This is a genomic window from Conexibacter arvalis, from assembly GCF_014199525.1.
GTDB lineage: Bacteria > Actinomycetota > Thermoleophilia > Solirubrobacterales > Solirubrobacteraceae > Conexibacter > Conexibacter arvalis.
In genome coordinates this window covers 318,526-341,720 of the sequence record NZ_JACHNU010000001.1, presented here as the reverse complement: position 1 = coordinate 341,720, position 23,195 = coordinate 318,526, and the positions used below count along the sequence as shown (strand labels likewise).

Annotated in this window: 20 protein-coding genes; 13 read left to right on the top strand and 7 right to left on the bottom strand. The window is 75.6% G+C overall.

The window, feature by feature from the left end; genetic code table 11:
- The first annotated feature begins 88 nt into the window (after nucleotides 1-88).
- Nucleotides 89-1,693, top strand: coding sequence for a PucR family transcriptional regulator ligand-binding domain-containing protein (locus tag BDZ31_RS01575; protein WP_183338329.1), 1,605 nt, complete (start codon nucleotides 89-91; stop codon nucleotides 1,691-1,693).
- Between the two features lie 102 nt (nucleotides 1,694-1,795).
- On the opposite strand, the gene BDZ31_RS01570 is transcribed toward BDZ31_RS01575, so the two are convergent.
- Nucleotides 1,796-2,611 carry a hypothetical protein gene (locus tag BDZ31_RS01570; protein WP_183338327.1) on the bottom strand — a complete coding sequence of 272 codons (816 nt, stop codon included), beginning with the start codon at nucleotides 2,609-2,611 and terminating at the stop codon, nucleotides 1,796-1,798.
- Nucleotides 2,612-2,724: 113 nt separating this feature from the next.
- Between BDZ31_RS01570 and BDZ31_RS01565 the strand changes: the two genes are divergently transcribed.
- The 3 genes from BDZ31_RS01565 (at nucleotide 2,725) to BDZ31_RS01555 (ending at nucleotide 4,850) form a co-directional block, all read left to right on the top strand.
- Nucleotides 2,725-3,300: an RNA polymerase sigma factor gene (locus BDZ31_RS01565; protein WP_183338325.1), complete on the top strand. Its 576-nt coding sequence runs from the start codon at nucleotides 2,725-2,727 to the stop codon at nucleotides 3,298-3,300.
- Entirely contained in the window at nucleotides 3,297-4,460 is a 1,164-nt protein-coding gene (locus tag BDZ31_RS01560; RefSeq protein ID WP_183338323.1) for a hypothetical protein, read from the top strand. Before BDZ31_RS01565 ends, BDZ31_RS01560 begins: the two co-directional genes overlap by 4 nt.
- A gap of 66 nt (nucleotides 4,461-4,526) precedes the next feature.
- Complete coding sequence (locus BDZ31_RS01555) at nucleotides 4,527-4,850, top strand: UBP-type zinc finger domain-containing protein (RefSeq protein WP_183338321.1); 324 nt, start codon at nucleotides 4,527-4,529, stop codon at nucleotides 4,848-4,850.
- Nucleotides 4,851-4,905: 55 nt separating this feature from the next.
- Here BDZ31_RS01555 and BDZ31_RS01550 read toward each other — a convergent pair whose 3' ends face one another.
- The 3 genes from BDZ31_RS01550 to BDZ31_RS01540 all read right to left on the bottom strand — a co-directional run bounded on the left by BDZ31_RS01550 (nucleotide 4,906) and on the right by BDZ31_RS01540 (nucleotide 9,532).
- Entirely contained in the window at nucleotides 4,906-7,053 is a 2,148-nt protein-coding gene (locus BDZ31_RS01550; protein ID WP_183338319.1) for an FUSC family protein, read from the bottom strand.
- A gap of 254 nt (nucleotides 7,054-7,307) precedes the next feature.
- Nucleotides 7,308-9,167: an ABC-F family ATP-binding cassette domain-containing protein gene (locus BDZ31_RS01545; RefSeq protein ID WP_183338317.1), complete on the bottom strand. Its 1,860-nt coding sequence runs from the start codon at nucleotides 9,165-9,167 to the stop codon at nucleotides 7,308-7,310.
- A gap of 128 nt (nucleotides 9,168-9,295) precedes the next feature.
- Nucleotides 9,296-9,532 carry a hypothetical protein gene (locus BDZ31_RS01540; protein WP_183338315.1) on the bottom strand — a complete coding sequence of 79 codons (237 nt, stop codon included), beginning with the start codon at nucleotides 9,530-9,532 and terminating at the stop codon, nucleotides 9,296-9,298.
- A gap of 142 nt (nucleotides 9,533-9,674) precedes the next feature.
- Between BDZ31_RS01540 and BDZ31_RS01535 the strand changes: the two genes are divergently transcribed.
- Both BDZ31_RS01535 and BDZ31_RS01530 read left to right on the top strand, forming a co-directional pair.
- On the top strand, nucleotides 9,675-9,992 hold the full coding sequence (locus BDZ31_RS01535) for a hypothetical protein (RefSeq protein ID WP_183338313.1): 318 nt from the start codon (nucleotides 9,675-9,677) through the stop codon (nucleotides 9,990-9,992).
- 43 nt (nucleotides 9,993-10,035) lie between these two features.
- Entirely contained in the window at nucleotides 10,036-10,551 is a 516-nt protein-coding gene (locus tag BDZ31_RS01530) for a GNAT family N-acetyltransferase (protein ID WP_343075543.1), read from the top strand.
- Nucleotides 10,552-10,600: 49 nt separating this feature from the next.
- On the opposite strand, the gene BDZ31_RS01525 is transcribed toward BDZ31_RS01530, so the two are convergent.
- Nucleotides 10,601-11,248, bottom strand: a complete 648-nt coding sequence (locus BDZ31_RS01525) for an MOSC domain-containing protein (protein WP_183338309.1) — start codon at nucleotides 11,246-11,248, stop codon at nucleotides 10,601-10,603.
- Nucleotides 11,249-11,398: 150 nt separating this feature from the next.
- Here BDZ31_RS01525 and BDZ31_RS01520 point away from each other — a divergent pair, with 150 nt between their 5' ends.
- Nucleotides 11,399-12,745, top strand: a complete 1,347-nt coding sequence (locus tag BDZ31_RS01520; RefSeq protein WP_183338307.1) for an NAD(P)/FAD-dependent oxidoreductase — start codon at nucleotides 11,399-11,401, stop codon at nucleotides 12,743-12,745.
- Between the two features lie 6 nt (nucleotides 12,746-12,751).
- Here the strand turns inward: BDZ31_RS01520 and BDZ31_RS01515 are convergent, their stop codons facing one another.
- On the bottom strand, nucleotides 12,752-14,200 hold the full coding sequence (locus BDZ31_RS01515) for a DHA2 family efflux MFS transporter permease subunit (RefSeq protein ID WP_183338305.1): 1,449 nt from the start codon (nucleotides 14,198-14,200) through the stop codon (nucleotides 12,752-12,754).
- A gap of 232 nt (nucleotides 14,201-14,432) precedes the next feature.
- On the opposite strand from BDZ31_RS01515, the gene BDZ31_RS01510 reads away from it, so the two are divergent.
- From BDZ31_RS01510 to BDZ31_RS25750, 6 genes are all read left to right on the top strand, one after another.
- Nucleotides 14,433-15,110: a TetR/AcrR family transcriptional regulator C-terminal domain-containing protein gene (locus BDZ31_RS01510; protein ID WP_183338304.1), complete on the top strand. Its 678-nt coding sequence runs from the start codon at nucleotides 14,433-14,435 to the stop codon at nucleotides 15,108-15,110.
- Nucleotides 15,107-16,171: a sigma-70 family RNA polymerase sigma factor gene (locus BDZ31_RS01505; protein ID WP_183338302.1), complete on the top strand. Its 1,065-nt coding sequence runs from the start codon at nucleotides 15,107-15,109 to the stop codon at nucleotides 16,169-16,171. The genes BDZ31_RS01510 and BDZ31_RS01505 overlap by 4 nt, the downstream gene beginning before the upstream one ends.
- 219 nt (nucleotides 16,172-16,390) lie before the next feature.
- Nucleotides 16,391-17,902: an MFS transporter gene (locus BDZ31_RS01500; protein WP_183338300.1), complete on the top strand. Its 1,512-nt coding sequence runs from the start codon at nucleotides 16,391-16,393 to the stop codon at nucleotides 17,900-17,902.
- 301 nt (nucleotides 17,903-18,203) lie between these two features.
- Nucleotides 18,204-19,595 carry an aminomethyl-transferring glycine dehydrogenase subunit GcvPA gene (gene gcvPA, locus BDZ31_RS01495; RefSeq protein WP_183338298.1) on the top strand — a complete coding sequence of 464 codons (1,392 nt, stop codon included), beginning with the start codon at nucleotides 18,204-18,206 and terminating at the stop codon, nucleotides 19,593-19,595.
- Nucleotides 19,592-21,118: an aminomethyl-transferring glycine dehydrogenase subunit GcvPB gene (gcvPB, locus tag BDZ31_RS01490; protein ID WP_221242779.1), complete on the top strand. Its 1,527-nt coding sequence runs from the start codon at nucleotides 19,592-19,594 to the stop codon at nucleotides 21,116-21,118. Before gcvPA ends, gcvPB begins: the two co-directional genes overlap by 4 nt.
- 27 nt (nucleotides 21,119-21,145) lie before the next feature.
- Entirely contained in the window at nucleotides 21,146-21,856 is a 711-nt protein-coding gene (locus tag BDZ31_RS25750; RefSeq protein WP_183338296.1) for an FCD domain-containing protein, read from the top strand.
- 22 nt (nucleotides 21,857-21,878) lie between these two features.
- Here the strand turns inward: BDZ31_RS25750 and BDZ31_RS01480 are convergent, their stop codons facing one another.
- On the bottom strand, nucleotides 21,879-23,126 hold the full coding sequence (locus BDZ31_RS01480; protein WP_343075542.1) for an RNA polymerase sigma factor: 1,248 nt from the start codon (nucleotides 23,124-23,126) through the stop codon (nucleotides 21,879-21,881).
- Nucleotides 23,127-23,195: the final 69 nt, after the last annotated feature.

Here is a 23,195-nt window from a genome sequence, read left to right as displayed (position 1 = left end):
CTCGTGTCGTTCCGGGGGCGGCTGGCGCGGCGGGGGTATCCTGCGCTGAGGAGGCGCGACCGCGACCGCGCACGACCTGCGACGCGCCGTGAGAGCCCCGCCCGACATCACCGTCCGCCGCGCGCTGGAGCTGCCGGTGCTGCGCCGCGGGCTGCCCGAGGTCGTCGCCGGCGCGGAGCGGCTCGACACGCCGATCCGCTGGGTCCACGCCGGCGAGGCGGCGAACATCGGCTCGCTGCTGTCAGGCGGCGAGATGCTACTGACGACCGGGATGGGGATCGGCGCGCGCGCCGCCGAGCAGCGCAGATACGTCGAGGGCCTGGCCGAGCGCGGCGCGGTCGCGCTCGTGATCGAGCTGGGAACGGTCTTCAGAGAGCTGCCGCCGCCGCTCGTCGCCGCCGCGGAGCGCCACCTCCTGCCGCTCGTCGCGCTGCGCAGCGAGATCCCGTTCGTCGCCGTCACCGAGGCGATCCACACCGAGATCGTCTCCTCCCACTACGCGCTGCTGCGCCGCGGCGAGCAGATCCAGCGCGAGCTGACCGGCATGATGCTCGACGGCGAGGGGATCCCGGCGGTGCTCGCCGCGCTCGCGACGACGCTGCACGCCCCGGTCTTCCTCGAGGACCCCGCCGGCCAGCTGCTGTCGCACGGGCTGCCGCCGGGCTTCGACGGCGACCCGCTCGACCGCTGGGAGGTCGCGCGGCTCGGCGGCGCCGGCGCGGCCGCTCCCGGGACGGCCGCCGCGGCGGTGCGGATGGCCGGCCACCAGGAGGACGGGCGGCTGCTCGTCGCCGACCTGCGGCCGCCGCTCGACACCGTCGCGAGGGTCGCGCTGCAGCAGGCGTCTGGGATCGTCGCGCTCGCGCTGCTGCGCGCCCGCCAGGAGGAGGAGCTGCTCGCGCGCGAGCGCGGCAGCGTGCTCGTCAACCTGCTCGACGGGCGGATCGCGCCGGCCGCGGTCGGCCGCGCGCTGCTCGCCGCCGGGCTGGAGCGGGTGCCGGCGCTCGTGCTGCCGCTCGCCGCGCGCGCCGGCGAGGAGACGGTCGCCGCCGACGCCGACTGGGACGTCGCGCTGCGCGAGCTCGGCCTGCTGCTCGCCGACCGCGGGCTGCCGGCGGTCGCGGGACGGCGGCCGGGCGGGACGACCGCGCTGCTGCTGGTTGCGCTGCGCGACGCCGCGCAGCGGGGCGCCGCGGTGGAGACGGCCGCCGAGCTGGTGCGCGCGACGCTGGCGAGACGGCTCGGCGCCGAGGCGGCCGAGGGGGCGACGGTCGTCGCCGGCCGCGCCAGCGCGCTCGCCGACGCCGGCGCCGAGCTGCGGATGGCGGCCGAGAGCGCGGCCAGCGCCGCCGTGCTGCCGCCCCGCCCGTGGCACGACGTCGCGGGGCTGGAGCTGCGCCGGCTGCTGTGGAGCGGCCGCGACGACGCGGAGCTGGCCGCCTTCGCCCGACGGGTCCTTGGGCCGCTCGTCGCGCACGACCGTCAGCGCAAGCTCGCGCTGCTGCCGACGCTCGAGGCGCTGCTCGCCAACGGCGGGCAGAAGGCCGAGACGGCGCGTGCGCTCCACCTGAACCGGCAGGCGCTCTACCACCGCCTGACGCGGATCGAGGCGCTGCTCGGCGTCGATCTCGGCGACCCCGAGCAGCTGCTGACGCTGCACGTCGCGCTGCTGGCGCGGGAGTACACGGGGTAGCCGGCGCGAGCGGCGGGCGGCCGCGGCCGGCGGGCGGGTCGAGGCGCGGGCGCGGGGCGCGGGGCGGCGGGCGGGGCGTGGGCGGCGGTGGCCGCGGGCGGCTCAGCCCCGGCCGCGGGGCGCGAGCAGGTGGGCGCGCTCGGCGCCGAGCCGGAAGCCGTCGCGGAAGGCGAGCCCCGACAGTCCCTCCAGGCGGCTGTCGCCCTCGTACAGCGGCTCGCCGGTGACGCCGTCGAGAAAGCCCTCCCAGCGCGCGAGCCCCTCCGGCTGCACGTTGACGACGTGGGCGCTGGTGAGCGCGTCCTCCGCCTCGGGCGAGCCCTCGAAGCGGTAGTAGACCTGCGGCGGCTCGCCGGCCCGCAGCGCGTCGATCTGCGCGCGCACCTCGGCCGCGCGTGCGGCCTGGGCCCGGTCGAGGTCGAGATCGTCGGCGACCTCGCCGAGGTGGAGCAGCACCGCCTCGACCAGCTGCTGCTGGCTCTCGCAGCGAGTCTGGCGCCCGCTGCGGGCGGACTGGACGATCACCGGCAGGTCGTCGGCCTCGCCGAGCTGCTGATCGGCCGGCAGGCCGGCGATCCAGCCGCCGGTGCGCCACGTGCGGTCGTGGCGGTGCCAGTGGACGACGGTCCCGGTCGGCAGCGCGTGCGCGACCCGCTCCAGCCGCGAGAAGTCCGACAGGTCGCGCTCGAAGCTGACGCCGTCGATCCCGAGCGAGAAGGCGAGCCCGACGGCGCCCTCGGTCCGCCAGCCGTCGGCCCGCATCCGCTCCACCGTCGCGGCGAGCGCCTCGAGCGCCGCGGCCTTCGTCCGCAGCACCTCGACGACGTCGCTGCCGAGCGGGAGCGCCACGCCCGGTCTGCCGGCGTCGAGGTGGACGATCGCGCGGCCGGGCCGGTTGCGCTGCGGAGCTGGGGGCACCGTTCGAGTCTAGATCGGCCTGGCAAGCGGCGAGGGGGCCGTCGGAGAGAATCTCCCACCGGCGGCGGCGTCGTGCTGTCACAGCGCCGGCGCCCGTGCGAAGCACTGGGTAGATGGCACCAGCAGACGACTCCGACGCGGCGCTGCTCGCCGCCACGCGCCGCGACCCGGCCGCCTTCGGCCCCGTCTACGAGCGCCACGCGCCGGCCGTGCTCGCCTATCTGCGGGCGCGGACGCGCTCGACCGAGCAGGCGCTCGACCTGACCGCCGAGACGTTCGCGTCGGCGCTGCACGCGGCCGCCCGCTACCGCGCGGCGGACGGACCGGTGCGCGCGTGGCTGTTCGGGATCGCCAACCACAAGCTGCTCGACGCGCGGCGCCGCTCGTATGTCGCCGGCCGCGCGCTGCGGCGTCTGCGGATCGACGCGCTCGACCTGACGCGCGACGAGATCGCCGAGGTCGACCGGCGGCTCAGCGAGCAGGCCGACGGCGAGCTGGCGATGCGGCTGGTCGCCGATCTGCCGCCCGACCAGCGTGAGGCGGTGCTGGCGCGCGTCGTCGAGGAGGCCGGCTACGCCGAGCTGGCGGCGCGCTTCGACACGAGCGAGGCGAACGTGCGCGCCCGCGTCCACCGCGGGCTGCGCCGGCTCGGCGCGCGCATCGACCGAACCCGGGAGCAGGACGCATGACCGTGACCAGAGACCCGCCGCGGGCGCCCTCCGCGCCCGCCCCCGACGGCGACCCGCTCGCGAGAGTCGGCCGCCAGCTGATCGAGGCCGAGCGCCGCCTGCGCTGGCGCCGCAGCCGCCGCCGAATCGCGGGCGGCACCGCCGCCGGCGCCCTGCTCGTCGCCGCCCTGGCGGTCGCGCTCGTCCCCGGCGGGCCGCTCGGCGGCGCCGCGGACGACACGACGCTCCGCGGCGATCGCGGCGCGCCAACCGTCCGCGGGAACGGGAGCGGCGGGAGCGGCGCGGCGCTCGCGGTCCGCGGCGACGTGCGGCTGCGCTTCTCCGTCAGATGGGGCGCGAGCGCCGACGCCGTCGTGCTGGAGCGCGTGCGCGCGCGGCTCGCCGCGGTCGGCTACCCGGCGGCGGAGGTGCGCGGCGACGGCTCGCGGGTCGCCGCCGGCATGTCGTGGACGAGCGGGCGGGGCGGTCGCGCCAACCAGCGCGTCCAGATCGGCGCCGCGCTCGGAGCGGGCCAGCTCGCGTTCTACGACTGGGAGGAGAGCGTCGTCGACCGCGACGGGCGGCCGATCGCGAGCCGGACCGATGCGAGGTCGCTGCGGACGAGCATGATGGCCGGCCAGCCGGGCGCCGGCATGTCGCTCGCCGACGCCGAGGCGGCCGCCGAGCGCGTTCCGGGCCCGACGGCGATCGTGCAGGCGCTCGGCCCGGACGGCATGGGGCCGGGCCGCGACGATCCGCGTGCCCGCTTCCACGTGCTGCGCGGGAGGCCGCCGCTGACCGGCGCCGACGTCGAGCGGGTGCGCGCCGTCCCGCGCGGCAGCGGCGGTCCGGCGGTCCGCTACGCCTTCCGGGCCGAGGCGCACGCCCGCGTGCACGAGCTCACGCGCGCGGTCTCGCGGCGCGGCCAGGCGCTGCTGCGTCCGGGCCTGCCGGAGCTCGCCGCCGTCCAGCACGTCGCGATCATCGTCGACGATCGCCTGCTGGGCGTCGTCGCGATCGACCCGATGGCGCTTCCGGACGGGATCGACGGGCGCAGCGGGCTCGACGTCACGGACGGCATGACCGCCGAGCGGGCCACGATGTTCGCCGCCGGACTGAACGCGATGGGCGGGCCGCTTCCGCCGCTGACGCCGCCCGTCTTCGAGCGCGGCGGAGGGTGAGCCGTCGAGCCGATCGCCCGCGGCGGGTAGCCTCACCTCGACCAGTCCGATCCGGAGGGAGCCTCGATGGCCTGCACCCACCTCGACACCGTCGCCGTCACCGAGCTGCCCGCGTCGGTCGACGGCTGCGAGGACTGCCTCGCGACCGGCGACAGATGGCTCCATCTGCGGATCTGCCTCGGCTGCGGTCACGTCGGCTGCTGCGACGACTCGCCCAACCAGCACGCGAGAAGACACTTCGCCGACTCCGGCCATCCCCTGATCCGCTCGCTGGAGCCGGGCGAGACGTGGTCGTGGTGCTTCGCCGACGAGGTCGGCCTGGCGCTGCCGCAGGTCCACGGCGAGACGAGAATCCCGCCCTCGCCGCTCGCGCTCGAATGGGGCCCGTGAGCGGGCGGCGGGAGGTCGGGCGCGCCGGCGCGGCCGCGCCCGCGGCCGCGCCTCGCTAGCGCGCGAACGCCTCGGCCGGGGCGCGGAGGCGGCGCTCGAGCCGCCGCAGGTCGTCGAGGTGGAGGCTCGCCCACAGCAGCGCGAACGCGGCCGCGGTCGCTCCGGTGTCGCGTGCCGCGACCGCCTGGCTGGCGCAGCGCAGGACGTGCTCCTGGGCGCTCCCGTCGCGCGCCGGCAGCGCTGGGGCGTCCTCGCCGGCGGCGAGTGCGCGGCCGAGGCCCTCGTACCAGTCGTGCACCGCGCGCACGTCGTCGGAGAGCGCGCGGGCGCCCTGCTCCAGCAGCGGCGAGTCGTCGCCGTCAGGGACGAGCGCCGCGAGCGAGCGGGCCGTCCGGCGCACGCTCGCGGCGCCGGCCGCGAGCGCGGCGACGTCGGCCGGTCCGGCGTGGTCGCCGCCGCGCTCGGAGAGGTACTGGCGCAGCGCGTCGTCGAGCCGCCGCCCGCTGCCCTCGGCGGCCCGCTCGGCCGCCGCCAGCGCCCCGTCGGCCGCGCCGGCCGGCGCGGTCAGCGCGTGCAGCCCCGCCCGCACGTGGTCGGCGCCGCGGGCGTAGGCGTCGCCGAGCGTCGCGCGCAGCAGCGCGCCGGCGCCGCGTGGCCACAACAGCAGCCCGACGAGCAGGCTGACCGAGAAGCCGAGCGCGACGTCCTCGATCCGCACCAGCCCGACCTCCCAGCCGACCGGTCTCAGCAGGTTGAAGAGCACCAGCAGCAGCACGGTGAAGCCGGCCTGGCCGGCGGGGAACGAGATCGCGCGCGGCGCGTAGGCGGCGAGCAGCACCGCCGGCGGCAGGCAGGCCCACAGCGCCGGGCCGCTCGTCCCGATCGCGAGCACGATCGCCGCGCCGGCGACGATCCCGAGCGCGGTGCCGACGAGCGCGCCGACGATCGTCGCGCCGGTCCCGAGCGCGTTGGAGCGCAGCACCGACAGCGTCCCGAGCACGACCCAGAAGCCCTCCTGCACGCCGGTCTCGTGGGCGACGAGCACCGCCAGCGCGAGCGCGACGGCGCCGCGCACGCTGTTGCGGAACCAGACCGAGCGCGCGCTCGCGTGGTCGGCCGCGAGCCGCTCGGCGGCGCGACCGGCCTCCGCGAGCCGCGGCGGCGACTCGCCGGCCGCGACCAGCGCGGCGCGGCCGACGTCCGCGGCCGCGCGCGCGACCGCGGTGTGGCGGAAGGCTTCGGCGACCGTTTGCTGGAGCGCCGTCTCCCCAGCCGCGGCCGCCGCCTGCGAGCGCTCGGGCAGCCGCTTCGTGAGCTCGTCGCGCGCCGCATCCAACGCCGCCAGGCCGTCGTGCAGCGCGCGACGGCGGCTCGCGCGGTGCGGTTCGTCGAGCGCATCGGCCGCCGTGTGGAGCGTGCGCGCGGCGGCGCCGAGCAGGGCGCGGTCGTCGGCGGATGCGTCCGGTGCGCCGGCGCCGGGGAGCGGCTGGGCGTCGAGGGCGGCGAGCCAGGCGAGCTCGTCGACGAGGTAGGCGAGCGCGGCGGCGGTCGCGGTCGGGCCGGCGGGGCGGTAGGGCGTCGAGAGGAAGCGCCGCTCCAGCTCCCGCACCGCGGTGGCCGCCGCCGCCTCGCGCTCCGGAGTGGGCGCGGCGACCTGCGCCGCCAGGGCGCGCGCGGCGTCGGCGAGCTGGTCGCGCAGCGCGTCGCGCGGTCGCCGCGGCCACAGCACCAGCTGGGCGGCGGTGCCGGCGAGGCAGGCGATGCCCCAGCCGAGCAGGCGGGGCGCGATCTCGGCGACGTCCGCCGGCAGCGAGACCGGCAGCACGAACGTCAGCAGCGCGGCGGTCGCGCCGGCCGCCAGCCAGCCGTTGACGATCCCGGCGAAGAGGATCGCGAAGCCGATCGCGGCCATCGCCGCCGTCGCCGCCCAGGTCGTGCGCGAGCAGAGCGTCCCGAGCGCGATCAGCACCGTGCCGGCCAGCGCCAGCGCGCCGTACGCCTCCAGCCGCTGGCGCGGCGTCCCGCCGAAGTCGGCGAAGACGAGCACCGCGAACGAGCCGAAGGCGGCGAACAGCGTCGTCTGCGGGTCGTCGACGACGAAGTGCGCGAAGGCGAAGACGGCCGGCATCACGAGCGCGGCGCGCGCCGCGTTGCGCAGACCGAACAGTCCGGGGTCGCTGATCGCCGGTCGCCAGCGGGACATCTGCCGCACAGCATTCCGGACAACCGTCGCCGCGGCCACCCTCGCGGTCGGCCGACCGGACCCGCGCGCGCCGGCCGGCCAGACCTGGCGCGCGCCGGCGGGCCAGACCTGGCGCGCGCCGGCGGGCCAGACCTGGCGCGCGCCGGCGGCCCAGACCCGATGCGCGCCGGCGGGCCAGACCTGGGGCGCGCCGGCGCAGCGGGTCTTCACGTCGGGCGCGTCGTTCGCGGCGCCCTGCGGTCGGGCCGCTCTCGCTACCCCTCGAGCGCCTCGGAGGCCTCGAGCCAGGCGGCCTCCAACTGCTCGCGCTCGGCGGCGAGCGCGGCGAGCTGGTCGTTCAGCTCGCGCAGGCGGCCGTGGTCGGTCGCGGCGGCGGCCATCTCCTCGTGCAGCGCGGCCTCGCGCGCCGCGACTCTGTCGAGCTGGCGCTCGGTCCGCTGGACCTCCTTGCGGGCGGCGCGGATGATCGCGCCGGCCTTCTCACCGCCGGCCTTCCCGCTGGCGCCGTTCCCGCCGCCGCGCCCGCTGGCGCCTCCGCCGCCGGGGCCGCCGCGCCCGCCGCGCGCGCCACCGCCGCCCGCGCCCCCGCCCGCCGTCCGCCGCTGCTCGACGTACTGCTCGATCCCGCCGGGCAGGTGGCGGATCGAGCCGTCGGTGCCGAGCGCGTAGACGTCGTCGCAGACGCGCTCGACGAAGTAGCGGTCGTGGCTGACGACGACCAGCGTGCCGGGCCATTCGTCGAGCAGGTCCTCCAGCGCCGCGAGCGTGTCGACGTCGAGGTCGTTGGTCGGCTCGTCGAGCAGCAGCACGTTCGGCTCGCCCATCAGCAGCCGCATCAGCTGCAGCCGCCGCCGCTCGCCGCCTGACAGGTCCCTCACCAGCGTGCGCGCCCGCTCGCCGCGGAAGCCGAAGCGGTCGCAGAGGCCGCCGGCGGTCAGCTCTCTGCCGTCGGCGAGCGCGATCCGCCCGCGCACCTCCTCCAGCGACTCCAGCACGCGCCGGTCGCCGGGCAGCTCGACGGCGTCCTGCGTCAGGTGGGCGAGGCGGACCGTCTGGCCGCGCTCGACCCTCCCGCTCGCCGGCTCCAGCTCGCCGCCGAGCACGTTCATCAACGTCGTCTTGCCGGAGCCGTTGACGCCGACCAGCGCGACGCGGTCGCCCGGCCCCAGCCGCCACGTGACGCGCCGCAGCGGCGTGCGCTCGCCGAAGCTGACGGTCACCTCCTCGGCCTCCAGCACCTTGCCGCCGAGCCGCGCGCTGGAGAAGCGCAGCAGCTCGACGGTGTTGCGCGGGTCGGGCTCGTCGGCGATCAGCGCGTTGGCGGCCTCGATGCGGAACTTCGGCTTGGAGGTGCGCGCCGGCGGCCCGCGCCGCAGCCACGCCAGCTCCTTGCGCAGCAGCTGGCGGCGGCGGGCGTCGCGCGCCGCCTCCTGCCGGTCGCGCTCGGCGCGCGCGAGCGTGTACGCCGCGTAGCCGCCCTCGTACTGGTGGACGGCGCCGTCGGAGACCTCCCACGTGTGGGTGCAGACGGCGTCGAGGAACCAGCGGTCGTGGGTGATCACGACGAGCGAGCCGCGGCGGCCGGCGAGGTGGCGCGCCAGCCAGTCGATCCCCTCGACGTCGAGGTGGTTGGTCGGCTCGTCGAGCAGCAGCAGCTCGGGATCGCCGAGCAGCAGGCGCGCGAGCGCGATCCGCCGCCGCTCGCCGCCGGACAGCGGCGCGATCGGCGTGTCGAGGCCCTGCGGGAAGCGGTCGAGCGCGACGCCGCCAAGGAGGCCGTCGAGCACCCCGCGGAAGCGCCGGTCGGCCTGCCACTCGTGGTCGGCGCGGCCGTCGACCAGCTCCGCGCGGATCGTCTTGGCGCCGTCGAGCTCGTCGCCCTGGCCGAGCAGCGCGGCGTCGAGCCCGTTGACGCGCGTGACGGCGCCGCCGTCGGGCTGCTCGGTCCCAGCGATCAGCTGCAGCAGCGTCGACTTGCCGTGGCCGTTGCGGCCGACGATCCCGATCCGGTCGCCGGCGGCGACGCCGAGCGTCACGTCGTCGAGGATCGTGCGCGCGGCGAAGCCCTTCGAAGCCGACTTGAGGTTGACGAGGTTGCGCGGAGCGGCGGCCATGGGCTCCGGGAATCCTGCCGCAAGCCGCCGGCCCGGCGCGGTCAGACCGGTGGACCGGGCGGCCGGGCGCCGCCGATCGGAGCTCCGGTTCTACAAAGCGTCGGCCGGGTTCACGTCGGAGGCTGCGGTCAGCCGATCGGTTTGCGCGCCATGTTCTGTTCGCATGCTTTGAGATCATCGCCAAGGCGTTGCATCAACAGCGGGAGGGAGGCAAGCGTGACGGGATTCGGGACGTTGACGCTCGGTTGCCTGCTGGCGTGCGCGATGATCGCGTTCGGCGGTTGTGCTTCAGACAGCGACACGGACGACGACGCACGCGCGGAGCGCCGAGCGGCGACGACGGTCGAAGCGGCCAGGTTCGACACGCTCCCGCGTGGGTGGCATGTCGTCCGCGAGGACGCGGCGCTCACACGCCGGGGCGCGGTCGCCGATGCGTACGCTGCCACTCGTGGCGTGGAGTTCACTGGTCGCACCGGCCCTGCAGGCGACCTCCGAAGACCGGGCGCGATGGTGACGGTGCTGCTGCTTCGACGAGCGCCCGGCGGGAGAGCGGACGAGCGACTGTGCGAGGGCGTGCAACCGTCAGCGGGCTACCCACGCTTGACGCAGGCTTCGCTGCGTCTGAGCGAGATGCAGCGCGGCACGCTGGAGGGACGACCGGACGTCGTCGAGTACTCGGCGCGCGGTGCGCGCGACTCGGACTACTACGTCGAAGTCAGCGTGGACATCGCGGCGCCGCCGAGCGGAGCAGCGCTGCGCCGACAAGCACAGCGTGTGCTCGACGGGATCGCTTTTCCGCGCTGGGGCGATGGCTGCAGATCGTGACGCCACGCGTCGGGCACACGCTCGGCATCCCCTCCGTGCCGACCTGCCCGTGATCGAGGGCAGACGGGTCCGGCTGCGGGCGGCCGGGGAGGGCGACCGCGAGCGCATGCGCGAGATCCTCGCGGCGCCCGAGGTGGCGCGCTGGTGGGGCGATCCCGACGGCAACCTCGACGACGCCGTCGCCCCGGAGGAGGGCACCGACAGCTACGCGATCGAGCTGCGCGACGGGGGCGAGACGATCGGCGTGATCCAGAGCTGGGAGGAGAACGAGCCCGACTTCCGCCACGCCGGGATCGACCTCGCGCTCCACCCGGACCACCAAGGCCGCGGCTACGGCCCCGAGGCGATCGCCGCGCTCGCGCGCCACCTGTTCGAGGCGCGCGGCCACCACCGCATCACGATCGACCCGGCGGCGGCCAACGGCAACGCGATCCGCGCCTACGAGCGGCTCGGCTTCAAGCCGGTCGGCGTGCTGCGCAGCTACTGGCGCGACCCCGACGGCGTCTGGCGCGACGGGCTGCTGATGGACCTGCTCGCCGGCGAGCTGATCGGGCCGTAGGAGGGGCCGCGCCCGGGTCGCGACGCCGGTCGCCGGCGGCGCTGGCCGGCTACTGCGCCGCGTCCGGCTGCTCCGCGCGCTGCTCGATCCAGCCGCGCAGGCGCTCCGGGAGCTGCGGCGCGGCGAGCGTGCGGGGCAGCAGCTCCTCGTCGAGCAGCATCGCGTCGGAGACGAGCCGGATCGTCACGCCGTGGTCGGGGCGGTCGAGCAGCTCGACGGCGTCGCCGGCGCCGAGCTCGCCCTCCTCGACGATCCGCAGGTAGGCGCCCGGCCGCGACGCCTGCGCGAACCGCTTCAGCATCTGCGGGTCGTCGAAGCGAAGGCCGAGCTTGAAGCAGGGGACGCGCGGCTGGCAGACCTCCAGCAGCACCGTGCCGATCCGCCATTGCTCGCCGATCACGGCGTTCGTGCAGTCGACGCCGGTGGTCGTCAGGTTCTCGCCGAACATGCCGTGCGGGATCTCGCGTCCCAGCTCGCCGGCCCACCAGTCGGCGTCCTCGCGCGCATAGGCGTAGACGGCCTTGTCGGGGCCGCCGTGGGCGATCCGGTCGGCCTGGTCGTCGCCGGCGACGTTGACGCCCTCGACCCGCACGCGTCCCTCGACCGGCCGCTTGGCGATCGCGCTCGGGACCGGCCGGCCCCTGCGCAGCCCGATCGGCTCCGGCCTGGCGACGTTGACGGAGAGGAGGGTGGCCATCGCGGTGGAGCGTAGCCGGCCGCGCGCTCGTGGCGATCGGCACCCCTCTCGTCGCGTGCGCGTCTGTGCGAGCGATCTCACAGAGGCCGGACTGTCACCGCTTTTCAATGTGTGTGCCTGGTCGAATGTGATCGAGAAGGACAGAGGCTCATGGGGTGGACTTCGAAGGACAACGACGAGAGACGGCGGCATCGCGTCGTGATCGTCGGCGGCGGCTTCGGCGGCGTGCGCGCCGCCAAGGCCCTGAGGCGGCTGCCGGTCGACGTCACCCTCATCGACCGCAACAACCACCACCTCTTCCAGCCGCTGCTCTACCAGGTCGCGACGGGCATGCTCTCGCCCGGCCAGATCGCCCCGGCGATGCGCAGCCTCTTCCGCGGCCAGGACAACGTCCGGGTGCTGATGGGCGACGTCCACGGCTTCGACCTCGAGCAGAGAGTCGTCCAGGTGGCCGGCCAGCACGAGCTGGAGGTCCCCTACGACACGCTGATCGTCGCCGCCGGCGCGACCCACTCCTACTTCGGCCACGACGAGTGGGCGCCCGACGCCCCCGGCATGAAGACGCTCGACGACGCCAACCGCGTCCGCAGCCGCATCCTGCTCGCGTTCGAGCAGGCCGAGCAGGCGCAGACGCCGGAGGAGCGCGCGGCGCTGCTGACGTTCGTCGTCGTCGGCGCCGGCCCGACCGGCGTCGAGCTGGCCGGCCAGATCGCGATCCTCGCGCGCAAGATCCTCAAGAAGGAGCATCGCTCGTTCGACCCGCGCGAGGCGAGGGTCGTGCTGCTCGACGCCGCGCCGAGCGTCCTGCCGCCGTTCCCGGAGAAGCTCCGTCGCCACGCCGAGAAGGACCTGCGCAAGCTCGGCGTCGACGTCGAGCTCGGCGCGATGGCCGTCGGGATCGACGCGGACGGCATCGACGTGCGCGACGAGGCGGGCGAGCGCCGCGTCCCGTCGCGGACCGTCCTGTGGGCCGCCGGCGTGCAGGCGTCGCCGCTGGCCGCGATGCTGGCCGAGGCGTCGGGGACGAGCACCGACCGCGCCGGCCGCCTGCTCGTCCGCCACGACCTGACGCTGCCGGTCCATCCCGAGGTCTTCGCGATCGGCGACATGGTCGCGCGGCCGGGCGTCCCCGGCGTCGCGCAGGCCGCGATCCAGGAGGGGCGCCACGTCGGCAAGGTGATCGCCGCCCGCATCGGCGAGCAGCCCGAGCCGCCGGCCTTCAGGTACAAGGACAAGGGGACGATGGCGACGATCGGCCGCACCCACGCGGTCGCGAACGTCTTCGGCATGAAGCTGACCGGCCTGCTCGCCTTCTACATCTGGGGCTTCGTCCACATCGCCTACCTCGTCGGCTGGGGCAACCGCTTCGAGGCGGTCGCCCGCTGGATGTGGACGATCGTCGCCCGCAACCGCCGCGAGCGGCTGATCAGCCAGACCAGCCTCGACAGCTCCGCGCGCGCCGCCCCCGCTCCCGAGCGGGTCCGCGTCCACGCGTAGGCGCGGTCATGTCCGCCGCGCCTCGCGCGTGAGCAGCGCGGCCGCCGGCAGCGCCAGCAGGACGAGCAGCAGCGGCCAGCGGAAGGTGTCGGCGAAGGCGCCGGCCGGTGCAGCGCCCGCGGCGCCCGCGCCGCCGCGCTGGAGCGAGACGGCGACGAGCGCGACGCCGAGCGAGCTGCCGAGGCGCTGGACGATCGTCAGCAGCGCCGTCGCGCGCGCGACCTGCGGCCGGGCGAGCGTCCGGTAGGCGGCGGTCATCGCGGTCATCATCGTCGTCCCCATCCCGACGCCGAACAGCAGCAGCGCGCCCTCGACCGCGAGATAGGAGGTCGTCTCGCCGACCTGCGTCAGCGCCGCGAGCGCGAGCGCGAACGGCACGAGGCCGGCGACGACGACCCGCCCGGCGCCGAACCGCTCCGCCGCGCGGCCGGCGAGGTGCATCGCGAGCGCCGCGGCGAGCCCCTGCCCGAGCAGCAGCAGACCGGTGTCGAGCGGCGACTCGCCGCGGACCTGTTGGAAATAGAGCGGCAGCAGGAAGAGCGTCCCGAGGAATGCGCCGCCGAGCAGCAGCAGCGCGACCGCCGAGGCGGCGACCGACGGGACGCGCAGGAGGCGGAGGTCGAGCAGGGGCTCGGGGCGGCCGCTGGTGGGGCCGTCGCCGACCGCCGTGGCGGAGCCGGGGCGGCGGCGCAGCGCATGGGCCGTGAACAGCGCCACGAGGGCGAGGCCGGTGACGGTCGGGACGACGGCGTGCGCTGCGCCGGGATCGCTCGCGGCCGTCTTCGACAGGCCGTAGACGAGCAGGGCCATGCCGGGCGACAGCAGCGCGAGGCCGCGCACGTCGAGCTGCTGCGCCGGGCGGGTCGGCCGCTCGGCCGGCAGCAGCTGGGCCCCGAGCGCCAGCGTGAGCAGTCCGACCGGCAGGTTGACGAGGAAGATCCAGCGCCACGACGCGACGTCGAGCAGCCAACCGCCGAACACCGGACCGAGCGCCGGCCCGAGCAGCATCGGCACGCCGACCGCGCTCATCGCCCGGCCCATTCGCTCCGGCCCGGCGACCTGGCCGATCAACGTGATCCCGGCCGGCAGCACGGCCCCGCCGCCGAGTCCCTGCACGACACGGGCGGCGATCAGCGACTCGGCCGACCACGCCGCCGCCGCGAGCGCCGAGCCGGCGGTGAAGAGCGCGACGGCGGCGGCGAACAGACGGGCGGCGCCGAAGCGGTCGGCGGCCCAGCCGGTCAGCGGGATCGTCGCCGTGAGCGCCAGCAGGTAGGCGGTCGTGACCCACTGGATCGTCGCCAGCGGCGCATCCAGCCCGCGCGCGAGCGTGTCGACGGCGACGGTGACGACGGTCGTGTCGAGGATCGTCAGGAATCCCCCGAGCACGACGACGCCCGCGACGGCGCGGAGCGCGCGGTCGGAAGCGGGCCGAGGGGCAGTCTCGATGGTCATGCCGTACACCGTATCGCACGGCCGATACGGTGTACGGCAGTGGCGCATTGGCTTTCTGCACGTCTTGAGCACGTGCGGAAGGCCAATGCGGGCGCCGGCGGGAGGGCGCGGGGCGCGAGCGTCGGCGGGAGGGCGCGTAGGCCGGGAGGGCACGAGCGTCGGCGGGACGGCGCGCGGGACGGCGCGCGGGCGCGGGGAGCGGCGCGCGGAACGGTCGGTAGGCTCGGAGGCCGTGCCCAATCGCGCGTCAGAGCTGGAGTGGAGCGAGGCCGTCGCGGGCGGCGCGGCCGCGAGGGGCGGGCTGACGCGCGCGACGATCGTCGCCGCGGCGCTGGAGATCGCCGACGCCGAGGGACTCGACGCCGTCTCGATCCGCAGAGTCGCCGCGGCGCTGAGCGCGCGGCCGATGAGCCTCTACACGCACATCGCCTCCAAGGACGACCTCGTCGCGCTGATGCTCGACGAGGTCTCGGCGGAGCTGATCGTGCCGCAGCTGCCGAGCGGCTGGCGCGAGGCGATCGGGGCGATCGCGCGCCAGGCCTTCGCCGCCTACCTCGCCCACCCGTGGATGCTGAGCGCCTTCGGGCGCGGGCCGCGCGTCGGGCCCAACCACCTGCGCCGCGCCGAGCAGTCGGCGACCGCGGTCGCCGGCCTCGGGATCGACCCGGCCGACGCGTGGACGGCGCTGCGGATCGTCCACGAGTGGACGATGGGCCATGCGCTCCACGTCGTCACGCTGCGCGAGGACGCCGCGCTGGAGCAGCAGCTGTCCAGAGCCGATCCCGGCTCGTTCCCGCAGATGGCGAAGGTCTTCCCGGCGATGCGCGGAAGACCGCACGACACCTCGTTCGACGCCGCCCTCGACGTGCTGCTCGACGGCATCGAGCGCCGCTTCCTGGAGAGACGATGAGCCCCGGACCGATCACGCCCACGACGACCGAGAAGCTGCAGCTGGAGGCCGCCCGCGGCGGCGACGAGCGCGCCTTCCAGCAGCTCGTCGAGCGCTACCGCGGCGAGCTGCTCGCCCACTGCTACCGGATGCTCGGCTCGATCCACGACGCCGAGGACGCGCTCCAGGACGCGCTGCTGCGCGCTTGGCGGGCGATCGGCCGCTTCGAGGCGCGCAGCTCGCTGCGCTCGTGGCTCTACCGGATCGCGACGAACACCTGCCTCGACCTGATCGGCAAGCGGCCGAGACGGACGACGCCGCTCGAGTACGGCCCGCCCGCCGACGCCGCGCCCGGCCCCGGCGCGCCGCTGAGCGAGACCGTCTGGATCGAGCCGTTCCCCGACGACCCGCTCGCGATCCCCGACGGGCTCGCCGCGCCGGAGGCCCGCTACGAGCAGCGCGAGAGCGTCGAGCTGGCGTTCGTCGCCGCGATGCAGCACCTGCCGGCCCGCCAGCGCGCCGTGCTGATCCTGCGCGAGGTGCTCGGCTTCTCCGCCAAGGAGGTCGCCGACTCGCTCGAGACGACCGTCCCGTCGGTCAACAGCGCGCTCCAGCGGGCGCGCAGAGCGGTCGACGACAAGCTGCCGGAGCAGTCGCAGCAGGAGACGCTGCGGGCGCTCGGAGACGACGGACTGCGCGAGGTCGTCGAGGGCTACGTCGACGCCTGGCAGCGCGGCGACGTCGAGGCGGTCGTCGCGATGCTCGCCGACGACGCCGTCCTGACGATGCCGCCGATGGCGACCTGGTACCGCGACGAGCAGATCGTCGTCTTCCTGCGCGAGTGGGCCTTCAACGGCCGCGTCTACGACTCGCTCGGCCGCCGCCGCGTCAAGGTCGTGCCGACGACCGCCAACGGCCAGCCGGCCTTCGGCACCTACAGCTGGGTCGAGTCCGAGGGCGCGCACATGCCGACCGTCCTCCAGGTGCTGACGCTGAGAGCGGGCCGGATCGCCGAGATCACCGGCTTCGTCAGCCCCGCGCTCTTCACGCGCTTCGGCCTGCCGGCGTCGCTGCCGGCGTAGGAGGCGGGGCGAGGCGGCGCGCGCGGGGAGCGGCGCCCGCGGCGACGCAGGCGCGGCCGGCGAGCGGCGCGGCGGGAGCGGCGCGGCGGCGAGCGGCGCCGCGGTCGGGCGCAGAGCGGCGCGGCGAGCGAGCGGCGCCGCGCCGACGCGGGCGCGGCCGGCGATGAGTTCGGCGGCGGGGGTCGGTCCTACTCACGACCCCGACGCATGGAGCTCGTGATGACCGCCACCACCGCACCACCGGATCGCAGGCGCTGGATCGCCCTCTACGTCCTCTGCACCGGCATGCTGATGATCGTGCTCGACGCGACCGTCGTGAACGTCGCGCTGCCCGACATCCAGGACGACCTCGGCTTCTCGCAGTCCGGCCTCGCGTGGGTCGTCAACGCGTACATGATCGCGTTCGGCGGGCTGCTGCTGCTCGCCGGGCGGATCGGCGACCTCGTCGGCCGCAAGCGGATCTTCCTCGCCGGCCTCGCGCTGTTCACCTTCGCCTCGCTGCTGTGCGGGCTGGCGCAGAGCAGCGGGATGCTCGTCGTCGCCCGCTTCGTGCAGGGCGCCGGCGGCGCGATGACCTCGGCGGTGATCCTTGGGATGATCGTGACGATGTTCCCCGCGCCGCGGGAGCAGGCGAAGGCGATCGGCGTCTTCGCCTTCGTCGCCTCGGCCGGCGGCTCGATCGGGCTGCTCGCCGGCGGCGCGATCACGCAGTCGATCTCGTGGCACTGGATCTTCTTCGTCAACCTGCCGATCGGGATCGGCACGGCGCTGCTCGCCGCGCGCCTGCTCGCCGACGAGCCGGGCCTCGGGCTCGGCCACGGCACCGACGCGCCCGGCGCCCTGCTGGTCACCGGCGCGCTGATGCTCGGCGTCTACACGATCGTCAAGCCGGCCGCCGAGGAGGGCTGGGGCGCCGCCCCGACGCTGCTGTTCGGCGCCGTCGCGCTGGCGCTGCTCGCCGCCTTCGTCGCGCGCGAGGCGACCGCGCGCAACCCGCTCGTGCCGCTGCGGATCTTCCGCTCCGCGAACGTCTCGGGCGCCAACGCGATCCAGATCCTGCTCGTCGCCGGGATGTTCGGGATGTTCTTCCTCGGCGCGCTCTACCTCCAGCGCGTGCTCGGCTACGACGAGCTGCGGACCGGCCTCGCCTTCCTGCCGGCGACGCTGGTGATGGGGACGCTGTCGATCGGCTACTCCGAGCGGCTCGTCACCCGCTACGGCGCCCGCGCGACGATGCTGCCGGGGATCGTCGCGATCGCCGCGGCGCTGCTGTGGTTCGCGCGCGTCCCGGTCGCCGGCGACTACTGGGTCGACCTGCTGCCGGTGATGGTGCTGCTCGGCCTCGGCGCCGGCCTCGCCTTCCCGGCGCTGATGAACCTCGCGATGTCGGGCGCGCGCCCGGACGAGGCGGGGCTCGCCTCCGGCCTCGTCAACACGACCGCGCAGGTCGGCGGCGCCGTCGGGCTGGCGGTGCTGGCGACGCTGTCGGCGACCCGCGCCGACAGGCTCGCGCAGCAGGGCGACGGGCAGCTCGCGGCGCTGACCGGCGGCTTCCACTTCGCCTTCCTGATCGGCGCCGGCCTCGCGGCGGTCGCGCTGGTCGTCGCGCTGACCGTGCTGCGCCCGAGCCGCCCGGCCGAGGCCGGCGCGGCGGCGTCCGGCGAGCGGGCAGTGGGCGGCGGCGGGCGGGGCGAGCGGCGTCCGGCGCCGGTGCGCGCGGAGGCGGCGTGAACCTCGGCGCCCTGCGCGGCGCGTGGGTGGCGGCGACGGCGCCCCGCGTCGCGCCGCTGATCGCCGGCGCCGCCGCGCGGCCCGCGTCGCCCGTGGCGCCTGCCTCGCCTGCGCCGCCGGTGGCGCCTGCACCGCGCGCGCCGCGTGTGTCGCCCGCGTCGCCTGCGCCGCCGGCGTCGCCCGATCCGCCCGCCGGTTCGCTACCGTTCTGTTCCAGTGGTCCAACCTCTGGACGACCAGCCATTCCCCCGTTCCGCGACCGCCGCGGCATGACCTGCTCCAGAAAGGGCGCCGAGCACGCATGAGCACGTACACCTCCGTCACTGACGCCGACCGTCGCGCGATGCTCGACGCGATCGGCGTCGACTCGGTCGAGGCGCTGTTCGCCGACATCCCCGCCGCGCTGCGGCTGGGGCGCGGCCTCGACCTGCCCGCGGGGCTGTCCGAGCAGGAGGTCTACGCCCACCTGCGCGACCTCGCCGCCAGGAACGTCTCGGCCGAGGACGAGGTGAGCTTCCTCGGCGCCGGGATGTACGACTCTTACGTGCCGGCGCTGATCGACTCGATCATCCTGCGCTCGGAGTTCCTCACGCCCTACACGCCCTACCAGCCGGAGATCTCGCAGGGCGGGCTGCAGGTGATGTTCGAGTACCAGACGGCGATCAGCGAGCTGACCGGCCTGCCGGTCTCCAACGCCTCCGTCTACGAGGGTCCGAGCGCCGTCGGCGCCGCCGGCTACCTCGCGAAGCTGACCAACGGCCGCCCGCGCGTGCTCGCCTCCCGCGGCGTCCACCCGCACAGCCGCGAGACGCTCGAGACGCTCTCCCACGGCTACGGCCAGACGGTCGAGGAGATCCCGCTGACCGACGGCGTCACCGACCTGGAGGCGCTGAAGGCCGCGCTCGCCGACGACGTCTCGGCGGTCGTCCTGCAGCAGCCGAACTTCCTCGGCTCGGTCGAGGACGTCGCGGCGCTGACCGCCGTCGCCAAGGAGCACGGCGCGCTCGTGATCTGCGCCTGCGACCCGATCCCGCTCGGGATCCTCCAGCCGCCCGGCGAGCAGGGCGTCGACATCGCCGTCGGCGAGGGCCAGACGCTCGGCAACCGGCTCGACTTCGGCGGCCCGTCGTTCGGCTTCTTCGCCGCCGCGCAGGAGCACATCCGCCGCATGCCCGGCCGCATCGCCGGCGAGACGACCGACGTCGACGGCCGCCGCGGCTTCGTGCTGACGCTGCAGACGCGCGAGCAGCACATCCGCCGCGAGAAGGCGACCTCGAACATCTGCACCGCGCAGGCGCTCAACGCGCTCGCGGGCGTCATCTACCTGTCGTGGCTCGGCCGCGAGGGGCTCGTCGAGCTGGGCGAGCTGCTCGTGCGCCGGACCGCCTACGCGCGCGAGCGACTGACCGCGATCGACGGCGTCACGGCGCTCCACGACGCGCCGGTCGTGCGCGAGTTCGCGCTGCGGCTCGACGCCGACGTCGAGGCGGTCGTCGAGCAGCTCGCCGCGCAGGGGATCAACGCCGGCTACCGCCTCGGCCGCAGCTACGACGAATACGCCGACGGCCTGCTGGTCGCGATCACCGAGCAGCGCTCGAAGGCCGAGATCGACCGCTTCGCCGACGCGCTCGCGGGCGCCGTCGCCGCCCACCGACGCGCCACCGTCGGCGCCGGCGCGGAGGCGGGACGATGAGCGCGACCTTCGACAAGATCGCCGACGCGCCGCAGACGGGCATCCCGTTCCAGCGCGACGACGCGACGACGATCTACGAGCGCTCGGTCCCCGGCCGCCGCGCCTTCGCCGCCCCGCCGCTCGACGTGCCCGAGCGACCGCTCGCCGAGCTGATCCCGCAGCGCTTCCTGCGCACGACGCCGGCCGCGCTGCCGGAGGTCTCCGAGCCGGAGATCGTGCGCCACTACAACCGCCTGTCGAAGCGCAACTTCGACCTCGACACCGGCTTCTACCCGCTCGGCTCGTGCACGATGAAGCACAACCCGAAGCTGCACGAGCGGGTCGCCGGCCTGCCCGGCAACGCCCGGCTGCACCCGCTGCAGGACCCGAAGCGGGCGCAGGGCGCGCTGGAGCTGATGCACGGCCTGCAGGAGGCGCTCGCCGAGGTGGCGGGGCTGCCGCACGTCTCGCTCCAGCCCTCCGCCGGCTCGCACGGCGAGCTGGCCGGCCTGCTGCTGACGCGCGCCTACCACGAGGACCGCGGCGAGAAGCGCACGAAGGTCCTCACCCCCGACACCGCCCACGGCACCAACCCGGCGACGGTGACGATGGCCGGCTACGAGGTCGTCAAGGTCGGGACCGCGCCCGACGGCGGGGTCGACGTCGACGACCTGCGCGCGAAGGCCGACGAGTCGGTCGCCTGCCTGATGCTGACCAACCCCAACACGCTCGGGGTCTTCGACCGCAACATCGAGGAGATCGCGCAGATCGTCCACGGGGTCGGCGCGACGCTCTACTACGACGGCGCCAACCTCAACGCGATCATGGGGATCACCCGTCCGGGCGACATGGGCTTCGACATCGTGCACTTCAACCTGCACAAGTCGTTCACGCAGCCGCACGGCGGCGGCGGCCCCGGCGCCGGCCCGATCGCCGTCTCGGAGCGGATCGAGCCGTTCCTGCCCAAGCCGCAGGTCGTCAAGCGCGGCGATGGGACCTTCGACCTCGACGAGGACCGTCCCAAGTCGATCGGCAAGCTCCGCGGCTTCCAGGGCAACTACGGCGTCTTCGTCCGCTCCTACGCCTACATCCGCTCGCTCGGCGGCGCCGGCCTGAGAGACGCGTCGGAGACGGCCGTCCTCAACGCCAACTACCTGCTCGCCCTGCTGAGAAGAGCGGGCGTCGCCGAGTACCTGCCGGCCGCCTTCGACCGCGTCTGCATGCACGAGTTCGTGCTGTCGGGCGCGCCGATGAAGAGAGAGCTGGGGATCAGAACGCTCGACCTCGCCAAGCGGCTGCTCGACCACGGCGTCCACCCGCCGACGGTCTACTTCCCGCTGCTGGTCGACGAGGCCCTGCTGCTGGAGCCGACCGAGACCGAGACGAAGGAGACGCTCGACCACTTCGCCGCGGTCGTCGCCGAGATCCTGCGCGAGGCGAAGGAGGATCCGGAGATCGCGCGCAACGCCCCGTACACCACGCCGGTCCGCCGGCTCGACGAGGCCGGCGCGGCGAAGCGGCCGGTGATCCGCCAGCCGCTGTAGCCGCCAGCCGCCGACGCCGAGCCGCCCGTGTCCGACGCCGACCTCAGACCGATCCCGCGCAGCCCGCTCTACGAGCAGGTCGTCGAACGGCTGCGCGCCTTCATCGACGCGCAGGAGCTGCGGCCGGGCGACCGGCTGATGGCCGAGCGCGAGCTGGCGGCGCGGCTCGGCGTCAGCCGCACCTCGGTGCGGCAGGCGCTGACGGCGCTGAAGGTGCTCGGGCTGGTCGACATCCGCCACGGCGACGGCGTCTACCTGCTGCGCTCCTCGCGCGACGTGATCCCCAGCCTCGCCTCCGAGATCGCCGGCAGCGAGGTCGACCACCCGATGATCTGGGAGGTGCGCGAGGGGATCGAGGCGCAGGCGGCGCGACTGGCCGCCGAGCGCCGCGACGACCGCGACCTCGACGCGATGCGCGCCGCGCTCGACGAGATGGAGGCGTCGATCGCCGCCGGCGGGGACGGGATCGAGGGCGACCGCGCCTTCCACCTCGCGATCGTCGAGGCGGCCCGCAACCCGCTGCTGAGAGATCTGATGGACCAGCTCGCCGAGCTGGTCGACCGCACCTCCGCCGCGTCGCTGACCCACGTCGGCCGCCCGTCGGTCTCGCTGGAGGGGCACCGCGAGATCCTCGCCGCGATCGAGGCCGCCGACGGCGACGACGCCGCCGAGCGGATGCGCGCCCACGTCGCGACATCGCGCGAGCTGCTGGCGCAGCCGGCGGCAGAGCCGCGGTAGCGCCCGCGGGTGCGCCGGCGGCTCAGGCGCGCCTGGCGCGCGCTGCCTCGCCGCCGAGCGTCGCCATGCGCGCGAGCAGCAGGCCGCGCTCCTGCTCGTTGCCGGTCAGCTCGGCGGCGCGCGCCAGCTCGTCGCGCGCCTCCTCCGCGCGGCCCAGTCTCGCGAGCAGGTCGGCGCGGACGGCCGGCAGCAGGTGGTAGCCGTCGAGCGCGCCGCTCGCCGCGATCTCGTCGGCCAGCCTCAGCCCGACCTCGGGGCCGAACGCCATCGCCAGCGCGACGGCGCGGTTGAGCTCGACGACCGGCGACGGCTGGACCTGCGCCAGCGCGGCGTAGAGGGCCGCGATCCGCGGCCAGTCGGTCTCCTGCGGCGTGCGGGCGCGCGCGTGGCAGGCCGCGATCGCCGCCTGCAGCGCGTACGGGCCGCGCGCATCGCCGAGCGCCTCGGCGCGGTCGAGCGCCTTCAGCCCGCGGCCGATCAGCAGCAGGTCCCAGCGCGAGCGGTCCTGGTCGAGCAGCAGGATCGGCGCGCCGTCGGGGCCCGTGCGGGCGTGCAGGCGCGACGCCTGGATCTCCATCAGCGCGACGAGCCCGTGGACCTCGCCCTCGCGCGGCGCCAGCTCGGCGAGCATGCGGCCGAGCCGCAGCGCCTCCTCGCACAGGTCGCGGCGGATCCAGTCGTCACCGGCGGTCGCCGCGTAGCCCTCGTTGAAGATCAGGTAGACGACCCGCATCACCGCCGCCAGCCGCTCTCCCAGCTCGTCGCCGGCGGGGACCTCGAAGGCCGCTCTCGCCTGGGCGAGCGTTCTCTTCGCGCGCGAGATCCGCTGGCCGATCGTCGCCTCGGGCGCGAGGAAGGCGCGCGCGATCTCCTTCGTCGTGAGGCCGCCGAGCAGCCGCAGCGTCAGCGCCGCCTGGGCGTCGCGGCCGAGCAGCGGGTGGCAGCAGATGAACATCAGCGCGAGCAGGTCGTCGCCGACCTCCTCGTGGGCGGCGTCGAACGCGCTGGCGCCGAGCGCGAACTGGAGCCCGACCTCGCGCTCGACCTGCTCGCGCTTGTCCTCGTAGGTGCGGGCGCGGCGCATCAGGTCGATCGCGCGGTGCTTGGCGGTCGCCATCAGCCACGCGCCCGGGTTGTCCGGGACGCCCGACCGCGGCCACGTCTCCAGCGCGGCGACGAGCGCGTCCTGTGCGAGGTCCTCGGCGACGCCGACGTCGCGCACCATCCGCGTCAGCGCCGCGATCAGCCGCGGCGACTCGATCCGCCAGATCGCGTCGACGGTGCGCCGGGCGCGGGCGGCGGCGTCGCCGCCGCCCGGTCCGCCGCTCCCTCCTCCACG